The organism is Dorea sp. 210702-DFI.3.125 (genome assembly GCF_020560945.1).
Lineage (GTDB): Bacteria > Bacillota > Clostridia > Lachnospirales > Lachnospiraceae > Dorea > Dorea formicigenerans.
The window spans coordinates 75,955-92,956 of sequence record NZ_JAJCNF010000009.1; the positions used below are offsets into that span (position 1 = coordinate 75,955).

Sequence of the window (17,002 nt, forward strand, 5' to 3'; positions counted from 1 at the left end):
TGCGAAATTTGCTTGTTTATAACAGTAGAAAATGGCACATTTCATGGTTTTAGAATAACAAAAAAAGTTGGGGATTTCATTTTACAAAGCCGTTGTCTGTTTTAAATATGAACAATAAAAAAAAGTGTGTTGTTTTTTGCTGAAAATATTGAACTAATAAATTGTATGGGATGAAAAATTAGACAAAAACGCTAAAATGTACAAAAAATAATTAATGATTGAGGTTGATTAGTTGAATAATCTATAATAGAATATTGTTAGAGAGAAAAAACATACAATTTAAAGCTTATAAGAGAGTAAATATCTCAAAGGAGTGTAATGTATGGCTAATAATCAGATAACGAAAGAAGCGTTGGCGACCGCATTAAAGAAGTTATTGGAGAAACAACCATTATCTAAAATCTCTGTCAAGCATATTACAGATTATTGTAATATAAGCAGGAACACATTTTATTATCATTTTCAAGATAAATACGAATTAATTAACTGGGTTTTTTATACGGATATGCTTCAAAATGTAAATTCGTTTAATGATCCATCTAAACTGACAGATAGCTTTTTAAATGTATGTAAGTGTTTATATGCAAATCGAAAATTCTATCTTGCATGTTTTCAGTATGTGGGTCAGAATTCATTATATGAATATCTGAATGATCTTTATTATGAAATGTGGAAAATTAATATTGATATGCGCTATTCCGAATCAGGATTTAAATTAACAGAGTCAGAGTTGCAGCTCATGGCGAAAATGAAAGCGCATTCTTTAGTTGGAATTATTTCGGACTGGGTCAAGGATGGAATGCGAGATAATTATATGAGTTATTTTGAACAAGTACATGCAGTATTGGAATTTGAAGCTTCGGGTTATGCACATTTAACAGAAGAGCGAATGCTGGGAGAGCATATGGAAAAAGCGAATATGATTGGCAGAAAGAAGTGTTTGAAAGTATGTTAGAACGTTCAGAGTATATTTATTCAATTCCTGACGGGCTGACTGGAGAAAAAAATCAAGATAACATAGTTCCATTTATTAATTATAAGGAAGCAGCGCCAAAAAGATGCCTTGAGATGTTGTTAAAAAAGCATCGGGGAGAACATTTTCAAAGTGAGGTTATCATGGTGTCGCCCGAAAAACCGAAGATACCGAATCTTCATAAAAAGCTTAATGAAGCAAAGATTCTTTTGATGACAGATGGAGGGCTGGTACCGAAAGGAAATCCTGAAGAACTTCCTTCAACAAACGCAAAAATATGTCTGGCGTACAGTATTCAGGGCTGTGAGGCATTGAAGCCAGACAAATATGAAGTCAGCCATCAGGGTTATGATAATCAGTATGTGAATGCAGATCCGAATCGTTTGTTGCCGGTAGATATTATGAGAGAGTTGGAGAAAGAAGGAATTATTGGAAAATTATGTGATATCTTTCTAACAACAGCAGGAGTGATGACATCGACAGAAGAAAGTATTCGTCTCGGGAAACGAATTGCATCTTCAATCAGACAATATGAAGTGGATGCTGTGATTATTACATCAGCGTGTGGAACAAGTACTCGATGTGGAACCTATATTGGAAAAGAAATTGAAAATATCGGAATTCCGGTTGTACAGGTTACAAATCTGACGCGCATAGCTATTGACTCTGGTAGTGTGAGGATAGTAAAAGGTAATAATGTTTGTTATCCCTTTGGAAATCCGCAATTGCCCTTGGAACAGGAAAAAGAACAGCGCAGACGATTAGTCATGGAAACGTTAAATCAGTTACAGCAGGTCATCGAATAAGAAGGAATATAAGAAAATAAGAAAAGAATCTTTTATTACAGAAAAAGAAAATCTGTAATGAGAGGTTCTTTTTTTACTAAAAAATGGTACATATATGATATTTGTAATAGAATTAGACACAATACTTTTCTGTAAATTGAGAATGAAAAAAAAGAAAGATAAAATATATACAACAGTAGAGTTTGGCTAAGTATCACTGCATGGAAGAATGCAGCGTCTCAATGTGAGAAAGGAGAAAATGCCATGAGTAAAAGGTTACAAATTGATTACATTCGTGTCAAAAAGGTTCAATTTGGAAAGAAAACAGAACTGTCAGAAGGTGTATTGACAGTCAACAAAGAAGAGCTTATAAATCAGGCAAAAAGTGAATTGTTCGGAAGTCTGGATATTAAGCTGGCTGTACCAGGAGAAAGTTGCAGAATCCTGGGAATTCATGACGTAATGCAGCCGCGTTGTAAAGCAGATGCACCAGAAACATCTTATCCTGGAATTTGGGGAAAACTTGCACCTATGGGAGAAGGCCGTACCGTTGCATTAAAAGGAGTGGTTGTATCGGATATTTATTATGCAAAATGCAACATCAAATATTATTTGGATATGGGAGGAGAATGTGCAAAATACTCTAACTTTTCCAGACATTACCATATTATTTTAGATGCGACTCCGGCAGAAGGTGTCAGTGATGCAAGTTATGCAGAGGCTTTAAAATATGCATCGTTAAGCATTAACGTTTATCTAGCAAAACTGGCAATTGCTATGAAACCGGATGAATCAGAGGTTTATGAACTGGGACCGGTAGGTCTTGGAGCGGATGGTAAACCACTTCCGAAGGTAGCATATCTGGTTACGCATATGGCTTCTCATGATACTTGGAATTTCCTTGTATATGGGCAGAGCGCGTTAGGATTTCTCCCAACAATTCTTCAACCAACAGAAGTGCTCGATGGAGCTATGGTATGGAGATATTGGGAGCCGAACTATTATCTTCAAAATGAAGTCTATATCAAAGAATTGATGAAACGTCATGGAAAAGACATTGAGTTTGTCGGTTTTGTTATGGACAACAATGTTATGAAAATTGATGGAAAAGATGCAATGAGTATGATGGCAGCTACCTTGTGTAAAGAAACTTTAAAAGCAGATTGCGTTATTGTAAATAAATCAGGTATGGGACATTGTCAGCTGGACAGCGCACTTGCATTTAACTGGGCAGAAAAAATGGGAATGACATGTGTTATGAATTTGTCTGCTGTATCTAATGATAAACCTGGTGATATGCTTGTCATATCAGATCCAAAGATTGATGCCGTTATAAACAGTGGACGAAATTACGACCTTCATCATCCGAGAGTAGATCGGGTGATTGGAGAAGGAACCAATGTGCCAAGTTTGATGGGAATAGATGTGAGAGGGCCGTTTACACATACTACGAATTTTGCTTATCAGGGAATTTGGTCACAACTGGGTGACTGTTATGTAACTACAGATTCAGATTTGCCGGAAGTACCGGAAAAGGAGGCGTAGATCATGACAGAAAAAATCAGAGTCGTACATTATATTAATCAGTTTTATGGTGGATATGGCGGAGAAGACACTGCTAGTATGGGGATTGTTATAAAAGAAGAACCAGTAGGACCAGGACTTGCTCTTGCCAAAAATTTAGGAGAAAATTATGAAATTGTAGCTACATTTATTTGTGGAGATAATTATATAGCAGAGAATACAGACGAAGTGTGTAGGCAGTTGATAGACACTGTGAAAAAATATAAAGGACAGCTTTTTGTGGCAGGGCCTGGATTTAATGCAGGAAGATATGGAATCGGTTGTGGTGCTGCGACTTCTGCGGTGACAAGAACATTGAAAATCCCAGCAGTTACTGCATTGTATGCGGAAAATCCTGGTACAGATCTCTACAAGGATCAGTGCTATATTCTTCAGACAGAAAACAATGCTGCAAAGATGCGACAGGTTGTAAAACAGGTTGCAGTTTTTGCTAAACGCCTTGTAGAAGGTGATTTTATTGGAGATGGTAAGAAGGAAGGATATCATGGATCAGGTCCGGAAATTGAAATCGACTATACAATTCCGGCACCAAAGCGAGCGTTAGCTATGTTGCTTAAAAAGTATCATCACGAGAACTTCTATACAGAAGTCATCATGCCGAACCATGAAGATATACCACTTCCGGTTCTGGATAAGCCATTAGATGAGATAAAAATAGCAGTAGTCACTGACGGAGGGCTTGTGCCAAAGGGAAATCCGGATAACCAGGTTCCGACAAATTCAAAATATTATAAGATATATGACACTCATGGAGTGGATGCACTGAATGCAAAAGATTATGAGGTCAGTCATCAGGGATACAATAATGCATTTGTACTGGCTGATCCGAACCGTCTTGTTCCGGTGGATGCACTTATGAAGTTGAAGAAAGAAGGTAAAATCGGAGAGGTATATCAGAAGTTTTATTCTACAGCAGGAGTTATGACTCCGATGGAAATGGGAAAGAAATTTGGAGAAGGAATTGCAAAAGACATGAAAGAAAATGGAGTGGATGCTGCAATTCTGACATCTACTTGAGGTACCAGCTCTCGCTGCGGTGCAGTGATGACAAAAGAAATTGAAAGAGCTGGAATCCCAATTATCCATGTAACAAATCTTACCAAAATTTCTGAGGGAATCGGTGCTCATCGAATTTTACGAGGAAATAGTGTGCTTCATGTATTTGGTAATCCGTCACTTCCACATGAGCAAGAAGTTGAATATAGAAAAGAAATGGTGGAAGAAGCATTGGAAATGCTAACAGAAAAGCCGGAAGAAGGACAACATGCTTTAATTTGTGAATAAAGGGGAGTCGGATATGTTACAGCAATATGGTGGAATTCAAGCATATGTGTTGCGGATTAGAAGGGATTTGCACAAGATTCCAGAAATAGGGCTGGAACTTCCTGAGACAGAAAAATTTATAAAAAAGGAATTAGATGCGTTGAACATACCATATGTCTGTTCAGAAAGAGGCAGTGGAATTATGGCAACCATAGAGGGTGCATATCACGGAAAAACAATTGCGTTTCGCACAGACATGGATGCTTTGCAGTTGGAAGAGGAATTAGATATTGATTATAAATCTCTATATCCGGGATATATGCATGCCTGTGGGCATGATGCGCATATGGCAATTATGCTTGGGACAGCAAGAATGCTCCTTACGTGGAAAGATTCTATGCATGGAGTGGTAAGATTAATTTTTCAGCCTGGTGAAGAAACAGCCAGAGGAGCAGAAATTGCTATTGAGGATGGATATGTTGAAAATGTCGACGCGATTTTTGGACTGCATATAGGTACTTTATTTGGAAAAGAAATTCCTTGTGGAAAGTTTATCATATCTTCAGGCTGTTGTATGGCCTCCTATGATCATTTTATTATTAAAATAAAGGGAGAATCTTGTCATGGATCAAATCCGGAAAAGGGGATTGACCCGGTTCAGATAGCTTCGCATCTTGTATTAGCACTACAGGCTATTCAGACAAGAGAACTTATGGGAACAATTGCCAGTGTGATTTCAATTGGTAAGATTATAGGTGGCAATCAGTATAATGTTATACCGGATTCAGTGATACTGGAAGGAACAACTCGTGCGGTGGATGAAAGTGTACGGCAATATTTGGCAAAAAGAATTGAAGAGATTGCAAATATGACAGCTATGACTTTTGGCGGTGAATGCGAATTCCAAATTATATGGGGAGCACCACCGGTCGTAAATGACAGATATATGGCAGATTTGGCAGCAGATGCCATAGAAGGGACTCTCGGAATTCAATATGTGGAGCGGCATATGGAGTCACCATGTATGGCAGGTGAAGATTTTGCAAATTATTTAAATATAGTTCCGGGGGCTTTTTTATATCTGAGTTCTTCTAATACAGAAAAAGGAACAGACTATCCACATCATTCTTCACGCTTCAATGTAGATGAAGATGTATTGTGGGAAGGAGTTGCTGGATTTAATTCAATAGCAAAACAGATACTTCAAAATTAGAAAAGAGGAAATATATAGTGGAATTATATACAGAAAAAGAAGTGTATCGTCCATTTTGGGAAAAGGACAGTGCATTATTAGAAACAGAGCTAGGATGTAGTTGGCATAAATGTGCATTTTGTGATTTTACAAAGGATGATTTTTATATATTTCCTCTTGAAGAAATAGAGAAAAAAGCAAAAATGCTCGTACCATATGCAAAAGCAAAAAGACGTATTTTTTTGCTGGGAGAAAATCCATTTGTAATGGATACGGGGAAAATATTGGCAATTACTGGATATGTAGAGCGTTATATGCCATGGATTCATGAAATCAGTATGTATGCAAGGGTTGATGATGTTTTAAGAAAGGATGAGAGAGAGCTTCTTGTACTACGAAAAAAAGGAATTTGTCATTTGCATATTGGAATAGAGTCTGGAAATGCAAAAGTGTTGAAACAAATGAATAAAGGTGTAACACCAGAACAGGGTATAGAAGCTTGCGAACGATTACAAAGGGCAGGAATTACATATTCAGTTACGGTAATTCCGGGACTTGGTGGTAAAAAAATGTCAGAAGAACATGCGGAAGATACTGCAAAATTTTTGAATGTCATACAACCTGAAAGAATATGGATGATTGGATTAAAAATCTGGAACGATACAGATTTGTATAAGCAATATAATCAAGGTCTGTTTGTACCTTTAGATTTACGAAGTCGTATGATGGAAGCGAAAAAAATACTGGAGAATCTGAAAATGTCAGACTGCATATTTGCGGATACAACTGTATTGAATAAATATACAGTCATAGGTAAACTGCCGTATGATAAAGAAAAAATGATAAACTGGATGAATGAATTAGCAAAAGGAACCGAAAACTAACTCGGTTCCTTTTTTGTATCAGTAAGAGACAATATCAGATTAATAAAATATTTAATCTGAGGAAGGGCTATGGCTCCATTTTGAACCAGAATATAGGTGCAACGGGTAAAGGGTGTCCCATCATTAAAGAGTAATTTCATTTTTGTTCCGTCAAAATGTTCAAGAGCAATTTCTGGTAATATTGCCCAGCCAATGCCAGAATCTACTAACTGTCTGCAAGTGGTAATATTATCTACACATATTTGAGAAGAATTTGAAAAAAGTTCTTTTTCACGAAGCCATTTAATCATTTGATTGGTGAGGTATGGGTCCGTTTTTCGACTTATGTATAAACATTCCGATAAAGATTTAGAATCCATTGAATGATTCCAAACAGCATAGACTTGTTCTTTGGCAAGTATATATTTTGGTCCATCCCAACTGTATTCTCCTCGGATAATGGCAAGGTCTAGAGATCCTTGAATCATTTGGGTATAGAGCTGACTACTTTGGTCGGTACTGACTTGGAGATTTACTTTAGGGTATGCTTCATGGTAAGAAGCAAGCTGACTGGCAAGAAAGTAAGTTCCGTAGCTGATTGAGTAACCGACGCGAAGGGTACCGGATATTTCATTATGTTCAAAATTCACTTGTTGCTTTAGTGCATCTAGTTCTTCAAGTGTGTTGCGACAAAAGTCTAAGATATGTTCCCCTGCCTTTGTAAAAAAGATACCATGCCGGGAGCGTACAAGCAAATCACAGCTAAATTCCTGCTCTATTAATTTAATACGTTTGGAAATGGCAGATTGTGTCATGAAAAGTCGTTCGGCTGTACGGGTAATATTTCGCGTTTCTCCGAGTGTAGCAACAATTAAATAGTCTTTATTGTTCATAAAAACCTCCTTAATAAGATTATATCATACATATATTCCAAAATGGAATGGAAAATAGTTCCAAAGTTTAATTTTACAAACAAAAAGGAATACTATATACTATAGTTAGAAAAAGAAAGAGGGAGGTGTAAACTTATGAAAAACACAAATTGGTATAGAAATTATAAATTAATATTTTTTGGTGTGATTTTCATATTTTTTGTATCCGCATATTTGTACTTTGAGGTGCAAGGAGAGATGTTTGGAAGTGCAAGATTTTTATTTGCAATCATGATTTTTGTTTCATTATATGGGATGGCAAAATATAAAAAGAATACAGAAGGGATTGTTTCAAGGAATACTTTGGAGAATTGGATTGCGGGGGCTCATTCAGGAGTTTTGCATATCCGATAAAAGGTAGTAAAGATTTTGGGAACAGAAAAGCTATAAAGGCAGCACCACAATGAAGGTGCTGCCTTTTCCTGTATTGCTTTCCACGGTGACTGTACCGCGATGCAGCTCTATGATTTTCTTTACAAGTGCAAGTCCCAGACCATTGCCTTCCGACTGGTGTGAAGTATCGCCCTGATAGAACTTGGTAAAGATTAAATCAGAGGTTGCCTGATCCATGCCGGGACCGTGATCCTGAACTTTGACGATGCAGGTTCCATCTTTTGTGTGAAGAGAGACAGATAATTTTCCAAACTCTGGGGAAAACTTAATTCCATTGTCCAGAAGATTAATCCATACCTGTTTTAGCAGTGCTTCATCAGCGAGGATGTCCAACTCTTCCAGATTAAGATCTAGCTTCAGATGTTTTTGGGACCACTTATATTCCAATAACAGAATTGCTTCCCGGATTTGTTCGCTTAAGGAAAATGTTGTCTGTCCGGAAAGGGAAGAGAGACTTTCAATTCTGGAAAGGTCAAGTATGGTCGTGGAAAGTTCTGATAAGCGCCTGGACTCTGCTATAATAATGTCCAGATATTCTTCGCGTTGATCTTTTGTGAGTTGGTCGGATTTTAATAATTTCGCGAATCCAAGAACGGAGACAATCGGGGTCTTGAATTCGTGAGAGAAGTTGTTGATAAAATCTGAGCGTAACATTTCTGTACAGGACAATTCTTCGGTCATGTGATTAAAGCAATCAGATACTTCTCGGAATTCTGCTGGGTGTTCCAAGTGGATTTTAACATCATAATTTCCTGTGGATACTTGATGAATAGCCTCGACCAATGTATGGAGAGGTTTGAGCGGCAGGTGGCTGATTAGAAGTGTGATCAAGGTGCCAATGATAATACTGATGATTCCGGTCTGGATCAGAAGCGGAATCTGTGAGGACGGTGGTCCGGCATTGATGAAGCCATGATGGATGAGCAGGATCATAACTCCGTTTCCGAGAAATGTGGATAATAACAGTAGGACAAAGATCAAACCGGTTGTAAGAAGGTTCATTTTTGTTCGAAAATTTAGTTTTAATTTGCCTGCATTTGTATGTGTAAAGTATTTCATCATTATTTAAATCTCCATATATTTCATTTACATGAGTGCCTCTTGCACCTGTGCTTTATATCCAAGCCCCCGAATTGTTGTGATGGAAAAATCATGACAATTCTGGAACCGGTTCCGGAGACGGTTGATGTGTACGCTGACAGTCGCATCGCCGGAATCAGAATCCGGTCCCCAGATATCATCCATAAGCTGCATGCGGGTGAATATCTGGTTTGGGTAAGAAAGCAGCTTATATAATAGAAGAAACTCTTTCTGAGGAAGCAGCTGGGTATCCTTATCTGTAGTGACGGTCAGGGCATCATAATTTAGTATAGTATGTCCAATGCGAAGCTGGTGTTCCGCAGTGATTTTTGCCCGTCGCAGAAGCGCTTTGATTCTAAGAAGAAGGACATCCTCATCAGCCGGTTTTGTCATATAATCGTCAGCGCCGGCAAGAAATCCTGTTTTAATGTCATCCGGAAGCTGCTTTGCAGTATGCATCAAGATAGGTATATCATTTTTACAATCGCGCAGAAGCCTTGTGAATGTAAACCCGTCTGTTCCAGGGAGCATAATGTCAAGAATGATGAGTGCAATATTGTTTGTCTCCATGATATGTAGTGCCTCATCGGCTGTTTCCGCGCAGATTGGAGTGTACCTGGCGGCCAGAAGGATTGTTTTTAAATAGCGTCGTATGTTTTTGTCATCATCAATAATCAAAATTTGTAGCATAGAAAAGCCTCCAATTCAACTGATGTAAATTTTTCAGTGATGTTGTCTCCTCTTTCATTCTATGAGAGAGTTTAGCACAAAAATTCATTTAAAAATCTATTTTCACAAACTTTTCACTTTTGGACATGCAAAAGTTTAAATTCAGTTTAGATTCATTTTCTTTAATAAGACTTGGAAGAAAATGTAGGAGGTTTGTGATGATTTCAGTAAAACATTTAACAAAATGTTACGGTGAATTTACCGCAGTAGACGATTTGTCCTTTGAGATTGATGAGGGTCATGTCTATGGTTTTCTGGGACCTAATGGCGCCGGAAAGTCTACAACTATGAATATCATTACCGGCTGTCTGTCAGCGACATCCGGTCAGGTCACGATTGATGGTCATGATATTTTTGAAGAGCCGAAAGAAGCCAAGAGAGCAATCGGATATTTACCGGAGATTCCACCGCTTTATACGAATGAGACACCAGAGGAATATCTTAAGTTTGTTGCAGAAGCGAAAGGATTAAAAGGAAAAGAAATGGATCGTCAGATCGAGGGTGTCATTTCCCAAACGAGAATCCAGAATGTGAGAAAACGTCTGATTTCCAAGTTGTCGAAGGGATACAGACAGAGAGTTGGGATTGCCCAGGCACTTCTTGGAAATCCGAAAGTTATTATTTTAGATGAGCCTACCGTAGGATTGGATCCGATTCAGATTATTGAGATCCGTGATCTGATCAAGCAGTTAATATAAATCATACAGTTATTTTAAGTTCCCATATTTTATCAGAGGTGCAGGCAATCTGTGAAAAAGTGTTGATTATTTCTGGTGGGAAATTAATTGCATTTGATGAACCGGAACATTTGGAGAAGTCGCTGGCAGGTTCTAACGAAATCTTGTTTACAACAGAGGCAACGCGGGAAGAAGTAGAGGAAGTGAAGTCTTTACTTGGTGAAATTACAGAGGTGTCTTACCGTGAGACGCAAGATGGCCTTTTAAGTGTGACAATGAAGACAGATTCTGATGATATCCGTGGAATCAGCCGTAAGCTTTCTATGGAATTTGCAAAGAGAGAAAAAGCGCTTTACGAGCTGACCTCCAAGAAAGCAAATTTGGAAGATATCTTCCTGGAGCTGACAGAAGCTGCTGACCCGGCAGATGTTCCTGGAAAAGATAGTGAACAGGTGAAAGCAGATCTTCAGAATATGGAAATCAGTGGTCTGGAAGAAATTGGTGGTCTTGAGAAAGACGAGACTGACGAGGAAGAATACAGGAATAAAAAGAAACAGGGAGAGGAGGAGAAAACAGAATGAAAGCAGTATTAAAACATGAGCTGTCCGGTTATTTTCATTTTCTGACGGCCTATGTATTCGGAGCATTTCTTCTTGTATTCGTAGGAATCGGATCTATGCTCTACAATATCCAGCAAGCAGTTGCGAACTTTGAATATGTGCTTGGATTTATCAGCCTTATATTTGTCGGATTAGTGCCGATCCTGACTATGAGAGTTCTGGCAGAAGAGCGAAAACAGAGAACAGACCAACTTCTTTATTCGCTGCCGATTACAACGACAGATATTATCCTTGGAAAATATCTTGCGCTTTTAGTTGTATTTTTAATTCCACTAGTAATTGTTGCTTTTTATCCACTAATCTTTGCAAAGTTTGGAGATGTCTATCTTTTGACATCGTATGGAAGCTTGATCGCATTTTTCATTATGGGTGCAGCACTTATTGCGATAGGAATGTTTATTTCTTCGTTGACAGAGAATCTTGGAATGGCAGCAGGTATCTGTGTGGCAGTTGTATTGTTCAATTATTACAGTGTCAGTTTGGCAGATTACATTTCCAGCAGTGTGATAGGTTCCATTATCGCACTTGTTGTACTGATTCTGATTGTCGGCCTGATTATTAAGATCCTGACGAAAAATGATGCGGTTGCGGCAGGTGTTGGTGCAGTTTTATTGATTGCAGTTGCTGTGATTTATTTTGTAAAGAAAAGTGTGTTCGAAGGACTGCTTCCGAATATTATGAAGACATTGTCCTTGTTTGAACGGTTTTATACATTTGTAAATGGAGTGTTTGATATGACAGCTATTGTATTTTATCTGTCTGTCATTGTATTCTTCTTGTTCCTCTGTGTTCAGTCACTTGAGAAAAGGAGGTACAACTAATGAAGAACAAAACAGCTTTAAAAGGCGGTACTTATTCTATTGTATTGACAACAATTGTGCTTGCAATTCTGGTCGTGGTAAATATATTTGCCCAGGCACTGCCGTCTTCTGTAACCCAGTATGATATCAGTTCCACGAAACTTTATTCTATCACAAGCAACACAAAAGTTGTTGTAAATACATTGGAAGAGGATGTGACAATTTACTGGGTCGTACAGAATGGTAAAGAAGACGATGTCATTGAAAAGCTTTTGGACAAATATGATACATTATCTGATCATATTAAAATAAAAAAGAAGAATCCGGATATTTATCCGACATTTACCCAGAAATATACAAGTGATGAGGTTGCCAACAACAGTCTGATCGTAGAGTGTGGGGATCGCAATCGTTATATCGCATATAGTGACATCTACGTAACCAGTGGAAGCGCATATTCAGGCTACAGCGGAACGACTTCATTTGACGGAGAAGGAGCAATCACTTCTGCGATTGATTATGTAGTGAACAGCGAACAGCCAAAGATGTATATATTGAATGGACACGGCGAAGCAGAACTTTCCACAACATTTAGTAATCAGCTTACAAAAGAAAATATTGAGACTGAGGAATTTTCGCTTCTGACAACCAATGAAGTTCCGGACGATGCAGATTTTGTGTTAATAAATGCGCCGTCCAGTGATATTTCCGAGGAAGAAAAAAATATGCTGGAAGATTATTTTAACAACGGAGGTAAGCTGCTTGTTATGGCAGGACCGGTGGAGAGTGGAAATCTTCCGAACCTTTATAGACTTTTATCGGATTATGGTGTGAAATCTGATAACGGAGTTGTTGTTGATACAGACCATGATCACTATGCTTTTCAGGCACCGTATATCCTGATGCCGACCATTGAGAGCAGCAACATTACAGATCCGCTTCTGGATGAGAGTTATTATGCAATTGTACCGATCGCAAGAGGACTGGAGGTTGGAAATACGGATAAAGATGTAAATGTGACGTCACTTCTCACAACATCAGACGAGGCATATTCAAAGGCGGCAGGATACAATTTGACAACTTATGATAAAGAAGACGGGGATACAGATGGACCATTTGCGTTAGGAGTAGATATTACACAGGATGAAAATGATGGACAGATGATCTGGTATGCATCTTCTTATCTGGTCGATGATACTTACAACAGTTATTCTTCCGGAGCAAACCTGGATCTGGTCATGAATTCTATATCCTCACTGGTAGGACAGCGTGACGCAGTTTCAATCAGAAGCAAATCCTTACAATATAATTACCTGACGATCAGTGATTCTACTTCATCAATTCTGAAGCTTGTCATGATTGGAGTATTCCCGATTGTTTATCTGGCTGTTGGTATTGCGATTGTTGTGAAGAGGAGACGGGCAAATGAAGCGAACTAAAAAATTATATATCCTGATTGGAGTTTTAGTGGTGATATGTATTGCCACATTTGCTTTGAGCAAGACAGAAAAAAAGAAAGAAAATATTAAAAACAGTGACAAAACGGTTTTGGAAGTGGACAGTGATTCTGTGAATAAAATCTCCTGGAAGAGCAGTTTGGGAAGCCTTGCCTTTGAAAAAAAGGATGGTACATGGACTTACACCGATGATGCAAACTTCCCAGTAGATCAGGATAAGATTGCCGAGAGATTAAAACTATTCAAAGAATTTGGTGTGGCATTTGAGATTGAAGATGTGGACGATTATGGACAGTACGGTCTGGATGATCCGGAATGTACAATCACATTGGAGACGGACGATGAGACTTATGAAATCTCACTGGGTGATTATAGTACCATGGATTCACAGCGTTATGTTTCAATCGGAGATGGAAATGTGTACCTTGTGAAAAATGATCCGATGGACAGTTTTGATGTGACAATTGATGCGCTTGTGAAAAATGATGAGATTCCAAACTTTAATCAGGTGGAGAAGATTTCAGAAATTAAAGTTTCCGGATCTACTTCTTTGGATGCAAAATACAAAGAAAATGATGGTCTTTCTGACAATGAGGACGACATTTATTTTGTGAACAAAGATAAAGAAGAACAGCCGCTGGATACGAATCTTGTGAAGACCTATCTGAACAATGTAAATGCACTGAATCTTGGAACGTATGTGACTTATAATACGACAGATGAAGAAGTTGCAAAATATGGACTTGATGAGCCACAGTATAATCTGGAGGTAAAATATACACCGAAGTCCGAGGATTCTTCTGAGGATTCCGGTGACAGTAAAGATTCAGAAGCAGGCAGCAGTGAGAAAACATTTATACTTCATGTCAGCGCAAAACAGGACGACAAAGCCTATGTCAGAATCGGAGATTCCAAGATTATCTACGAGATTACAGAAGACGAATATAAGAATGTGACAGATGGTTCTTATGATTCGCTGAGACATAAATCAGTTGTAACAGCGGATCTTTCGGATGTGGACAGTGTAAAAGTGACGCTGGAAGATAAAGATTACACCATTGATCTGTCTGAGAAGAAGGGCGACGTTGTCAGTACTTATGACGGAGAAGAAATTGAAGGAACAGACTTTACAGATGCACTTAAAGCGCTGAAAGCAAGTGACTTTACAAGTGAAGAACCTTCTGAGAAAGAAGAAATCAGCTTTACGTTACATTATAAAGATGACAAATATCCGGAAAAAGAAGTTAAAATATATCGATATGATGGAACGAATTGTCTTGTGACAATTGATGGAAAATCCATATCACTAGTAAAACGAGATCTGGTCGTAGATTTGACGGAAGCAGTGAATGCAATTGTGTTGAAGTAAATGTCGTATCCCTTGAATCTGCGAGTAGAACATAAATGTACAGGACCCTGGTGGGAGTAATCTTGCTAGGGTCCTGTATATTTATATAATTCTGCCGGAAGTTCGACTTGAATTGTACTCGTATGTTGGAATTGTATGTTAAAATTCTGTGATAAGAAAGGTTTTGCCCTAGACAAGAAAAAATATATGTGCTATTCTAGTCCCTATTGAAAAAGGAGACGGTCATTTGGATATTTATCAGATATTAGTTACACATAACAGAGAATGGACGGCAAGAGAGTTCCTGTTTTTTGTTATTGTGTTTATAGTCGTAGCATTTTGCCTGCGGCAGTTGGTAAAAAGAGACAAGATGAAAGGCTTTCAGGCATATGCATGTCTCGCAGCTCTTACATTTCTTGCGATTGTATATGCATCGACAGTATTTACAAGAAATCCACAGACAGATTATCATTATAACCTTGATTTATTCTGGTCCTGGCGGGCAGTATTTCGTGGCAGCAGAGAGATGTTGAAAGAAGATATTTTAAATATTGTGTTGTTACTTCCGCTTGGTGGATTACTTCCATTTGTCTTTGACAAAAAGATCCGCTGGTGGCAGGGATTGTTATGTGGAATAGTGGTTTCGCTCGGAATCGAGATATTGCAACTTGTTCTGAAAAGAGGGCTGTTTGAGTTCGATGATATAATGAATAACAGTATAGGCTGCATGCTGGGGTGCATATTTGGAAATTTAGTGGCTTATCTGTTAGCGGGAAAACCAATATGGCATAGAGACAGATAGAAAAGAGTTTGAGAGGTTCATGAAAAAAGTTTTATTTGCAATTAATACATTAAATAATGGCGGGGCGGAAAAGGTGCTGCTTACATTGTTGCGGTATCTGGATCCAAAAAAGTATGAGATACATCTGCTGGTCGTGTTTGGAGAAGGGATTTACTTTGAACAGATTCCTCAATATGTGAGAGTGACGCATATTTTCCCATGTAAAAGTAAAGAAGCAACAAAAGAAATACGAGAGCATGCAGCTAAGCTATATGAACAATATGTAAAAGAATCTTACGATGTTATGGTCGCGTTCCTGGAAGGACCGTCCACGAAGATTCTATCTTACTGCAATGATCCAATGTGTCGGAAATATGCGTGGATGCATACGAACTTAAAAAAACGTCACCGCACAGCGGTATTTTACAAAAGCTTTGAAGAAGAAAAATATGCATACAGTCAGTACGATAAGATTGTATTCGTGTCAGAGGCAATTCGCGTCGCATTTGGAGAAATGTTCGGTATAGAATTAGTTCAAAATGCAGCGGTCTGTTATAATCCTTTAGAGGCAAAGACAATCCGCAGAATGGCAGAAGGCTATGAAGTGGCACATGACAAATTTACAATTTGTGCAGTGGGACGTGTGATTCCAGAAAAAGGATTTCTTCGCCTGACCAGTATCTGTGAGCATATGGTAGAAGATGGCAGAGACTTTACTCTTAATATAGTAGGAGATGGAAAAGAATATGACCGTCTAAAAGAAATGGTCGAGTCTCATCATTTGGAAAAATGGGAGCATTTGATTGGATTTCAAGAGAACCCATATCCATATATAAAAAATGCAGACTTATTTGTCTGTTCTTCCTTGAATGAAGGATATAACCTTGCAATCAGTGAGGCGGTTATACTTGGTGTGCCGGTTATATCTACAGATTGTAGCGGAATCAAGGAAAACCTCGGTAACGGAAAATGGGGATATATTGTAGAAAATAGAAAAGAAACATTATATCATGCAATTTCCAGATGCTTTGATGAACCAGGATTCTTAGAAGAATTAAAGAAAAAATCTGAGGCAGGTAGTATACAGGATACGTATGAAGGAAGATTAAAGAAGATAGAGAGTATAATAGAAGGTGTAGTAAACTGATAAAAATGCTATGTCCCAACTAACGGGCAAAGGTGCCTTTTTTAGATTACCTCTTCTGATTTGTGAAAAAAGAGAGATTTTAGATTCAGATGGGAAAATGAATTGTATAAATTGTGCAAATAAAATAAATAATAAAAACAATATTGACAATTCTGGATAGGCATGATATATTATACAAGCTGTCGCGTGAGACAAGACTGGAAAGTGCTTAAGAGCTCATGGGAACGCAAAAAAATAAATGAAATTTCCTGTTGACAAATGTCGATAGAAATGATATTCTAGTTAAGCTGTTTCGAACGACAGAGATGATCGAAGCGGACAGCAAAAAGAAAAATAAAAAAGTTGTTGACAAGCGATTGTGAATGTGATAATATAAAT

At 38.1% G+C, this 17,002-nt stretch carries 15 protein-coding genes and 1 pseudogene; 13 read left to right on the forward strand and 3 right to left on the reverse strand.

Translation table 11 applies throughout. The features are described from left to right. Positions 1-322 precede the first annotated feature (322 nt). The 6 genes from LI164_RS06280 to LI164_RS06305 all read left to right on the forward strand — a co-directional run bounded on the left by LI164_RS06280 (position 323) and on the right by LI164_RS06305 (position 6,681). Positions 323-955, forward strand: a complete 633-nt coding sequence (locus tag LI164_RS06280) for a TetR/AcrR family transcriptional regulator C-terminal domain-containing protein (protein ID WP_005331012.1) — start codon at positions 323-325, stop codon at positions 953-955. Then, positions 949-1,779, forward strand: coding sequence for a glycine/betaine/sarcosine/D-proline family reductase selenoprotein B (locus LI164_RS06285; RefSeq protein WP_005331013.1), 831 nt, complete (start codon positions 949-951; stop codon positions 1,777-1,779). Before LI164_RS06280 ends, LI164_RS06285 begins: the two co-directional genes overlap by 7 nt. A gap of 243 nt (positions 1,780-2,022) precedes the next feature. Then, positions 2,023-3,303 (forward strand): glycine/sarcosine/betaine reductase component B subunit, encoded by a 1,281-nt coding sequence (locus tag LI164_RS06290; RefSeq protein ID WP_005331015.1) that lies wholly within the window; start codon positions 2,023-2,025, stop codon positions 3,301-3,303. Positions 3,304-3,306: 3 nt separating this feature from the next. After that, positions 3,307-4,626: a glycine/betaine/sarcosine/D-proline family reductase selenoprotein B gene (locus LI164_RS06295; protein WP_227086894.1), complete on the forward strand. Its 1,320-nt coding sequence runs from the start codon at positions 3,307-3,309 to the stop codon at positions 4,624-4,626. Between the two features lie 13 nt (positions 4,627-4,639). Next, a complete protein-coding gene (locus LI164_RS06300; RefSeq protein ID WP_040015284.1) occupies positions 4,640-5,818 on the forward strand; it encodes a M20 family metallopeptidase in 1,179 nt (392 codons plus the stop codon). A gap of 17 nt (positions 5,819-5,835) precedes the next feature. Continuing rightward, complete coding sequence (locus LI164_RS06305; RefSeq protein WP_005331019.1) at positions 5,836-6,681, forward strand: radical SAM protein; 846 nt, start codon at positions 5,836-5,838, stop codon at positions 6,679-6,681. On the opposite strand, the gene LI164_RS06310 is transcribed toward LI164_RS06305, so the two are convergent. Next, the gene (locus LI164_RS06310; RefSeq protein ID WP_117606632.1) at positions 6,678-7,553 is read right to left on the reverse strand and encodes a LysR family transcriptional regulator; all 876 of its coding nucleotides are present in this window, start codon (positions 7,551-7,553) and stop codon (positions 6,678-6,680) included. The two genes, LI164_RS06305 and LI164_RS06310, sit on opposite strands and share 4 nt — an antisense overlap. Before the next feature lie 135 nt (positions 7,554-7,688). Here LI164_RS06310 and LI164_RS06315 point away from each other — a divergent pair, with 135 nt between their 5' ends. Continuing rightward, a complete protein-coding gene (locus tag LI164_RS06315; RefSeq protein ID WP_005331021.1) occupies positions 7,689-7,946 on the forward strand; it encodes a hypothetical protein in 258 nt (85 codons plus the stop codon). Positions 7,947-7,976: 30 nt separating this feature from the next. Here the strand turns inward: LI164_RS06315 and LI164_RS06320 are convergent, their stop codons facing one another. Next, positions 7,977-9,047, reverse strand: coding sequence for a HAMP domain-containing sensor histidine kinase (locus tag LI164_RS06320; protein WP_227086895.1), 1,071 nt, complete (start codon positions 9,045-9,047; stop codon positions 7,977-7,979). A 24-nt stretch (positions 9,048-9,071) separates the two neighbouring features. Then, on the reverse strand, positions 9,072-9,755 hold the full coding sequence (locus tag LI164_RS06325; RefSeq protein WP_227086896.1) for a response regulator transcription factor: 684 nt from the start codon (positions 9,753-9,755) through the stop codon (positions 9,072-9,074). 197 nt (positions 9,756-9,952) lie between these two features. Here LI164_RS06325 and LI164_RS16305 point away from each other — a divergent pair. From LI164_RS16305 to LI164_RS06355, 6 genes and pseudogenes are all read left to right on the forward strand, one after another. Next, a pseudogene (locus LI164_RS16305) lies at positions 9,953-11,052 on the forward strand (ABC transporter ATP-binding protein). Next, a complete protein-coding gene (locus tag LI164_RS06335; RefSeq protein WP_227086897.1) occupies positions 11,049-11,912 on the forward strand; it encodes an ABC transporter permease in 864 nt (287 codons plus the stop codon). Before LI164_RS16305 ends, LI164_RS06335 begins: the two are co-directional and overlap by 4 nt. Beyond that, positions 11,912-13,330, forward strand: coding sequence for a GldG family protein (locus LI164_RS06340; RefSeq protein ID WP_227086898.1), 1,419 nt, complete (start codon positions 11,912-11,914; stop codon positions 13,328-13,330). The genes LI164_RS06335 and LI164_RS06340 overlap by 1 nt, the downstream gene beginning before the upstream one ends. Then, on the forward strand, positions 13,317-14,717 hold the full coding sequence (locus LI164_RS06345) for a DUF4340 domain-containing protein (RefSeq protein WP_005331027.1): 1,401 nt from the start codon (positions 13,317-13,319) through the stop codon (positions 14,715-14,717). The genes LI164_RS06340 and LI164_RS06345 overlap by 14 nt, the downstream gene beginning before the upstream one ends. A 226-nt stretch (positions 14,718-14,943) precedes the next feature. Then, positions 14,944-15,498 (forward strand): VanZ family protein, encoded by a 555-nt coding sequence (locus tag LI164_RS06350; RefSeq protein ID WP_005331028.1) that lies wholly within the window; start codon positions 14,944-14,946, stop codon positions 15,496-15,498. A gap of 19 nt (positions 15,499-15,517) precedes the next feature. Beyond that, a complete protein-coding gene (locus tag LI164_RS06355; protein WP_005331033.1) occupies positions 15,518-16,624 on the forward strand; it encodes a glycosyltransferase in 1,107 nt (368 codons plus the stop codon). Positions 16,625-17,002 lie beyond the last annotated feature (378 nt).

Coding starts and splice junctions, on each gene's coding strand:
- LI164_RS06280 (WP_005331012.1), top strand. CDS start 323: ATGGCTAATAATCAGATAACGAAAGAAGCGTTGGCGACCGCATTAAAG.
- LI164_RS06285 (WP_005331013.1), top strand. CDS start 949: ATGTTAGAACGTTCAGAGTATATTTATTCAATTCCTGACGGGCTGACT.
- LI164_RS06290 (WP_005331015.1), top strand. CDS start 2,023: ATGAGTAAAAGGTTACAAATTGATTACATTCGTGTCAAAAAGGTTCAA.
- LI164_RS06300 (WP_040015284.1), top strand. CDS start 4,640: ATGTTACAGCAATATGGTGGAATTCAAGCATATGTGTTGCGGATTAGA.
- LI164_RS06310 (WP_117606632.1), bottom strand. CDS start 7,553: ATGAACAATAAAGACTATTTAATTGTTGCTACACTCGGAGAAACGCGA.
- LI164_RS06315 (WP_005331021.1), top strand. CDS start 7,689: ATGAAAAACACAAATTGGTATAGAAATTATAAATTAATATTTTTTGGT.
- LI164_RS06320 (WP_227086895.1), bottom strand. CDS start 9,047: ATGATGAAATACTTTACACATACAAATGCAGGCAAATTAAAACTAAAT.
- LI164_RS06325 (WP_227086896.1), bottom strand. CDS start 9,755: ATGCTACAAATTTTGATTATTGATGATGACAAAAACATACGACGCTAT.
- LI164_RS06335 (WP_227086897.1), top strand. CDS start 11,049: ATGAAAGCAGTATTAAAACATGAGCTGTCCGGTTATTTTCATTTTCTG.
- LI164_RS06340 (WP_227086898.1), top strand. CDS start 11,912: ATGAAGAACAAAACAGCTTTAAAAGGCGGTACTTATTCTATTGTATTG.
- LI164_RS06345 (WP_005331027.1), top strand. CDS start 13,317: ATGAAGCGAACTAAAAAATTATATATCCTGATTGGAGTTTTAGTGGTG.
- LI164_RS06355 (WP_005331033.1), top strand. CDS start 15,518: ATGAAAAAAGTTTTATTTGCAATTAATACATTAAATAATGGCGGGGCG.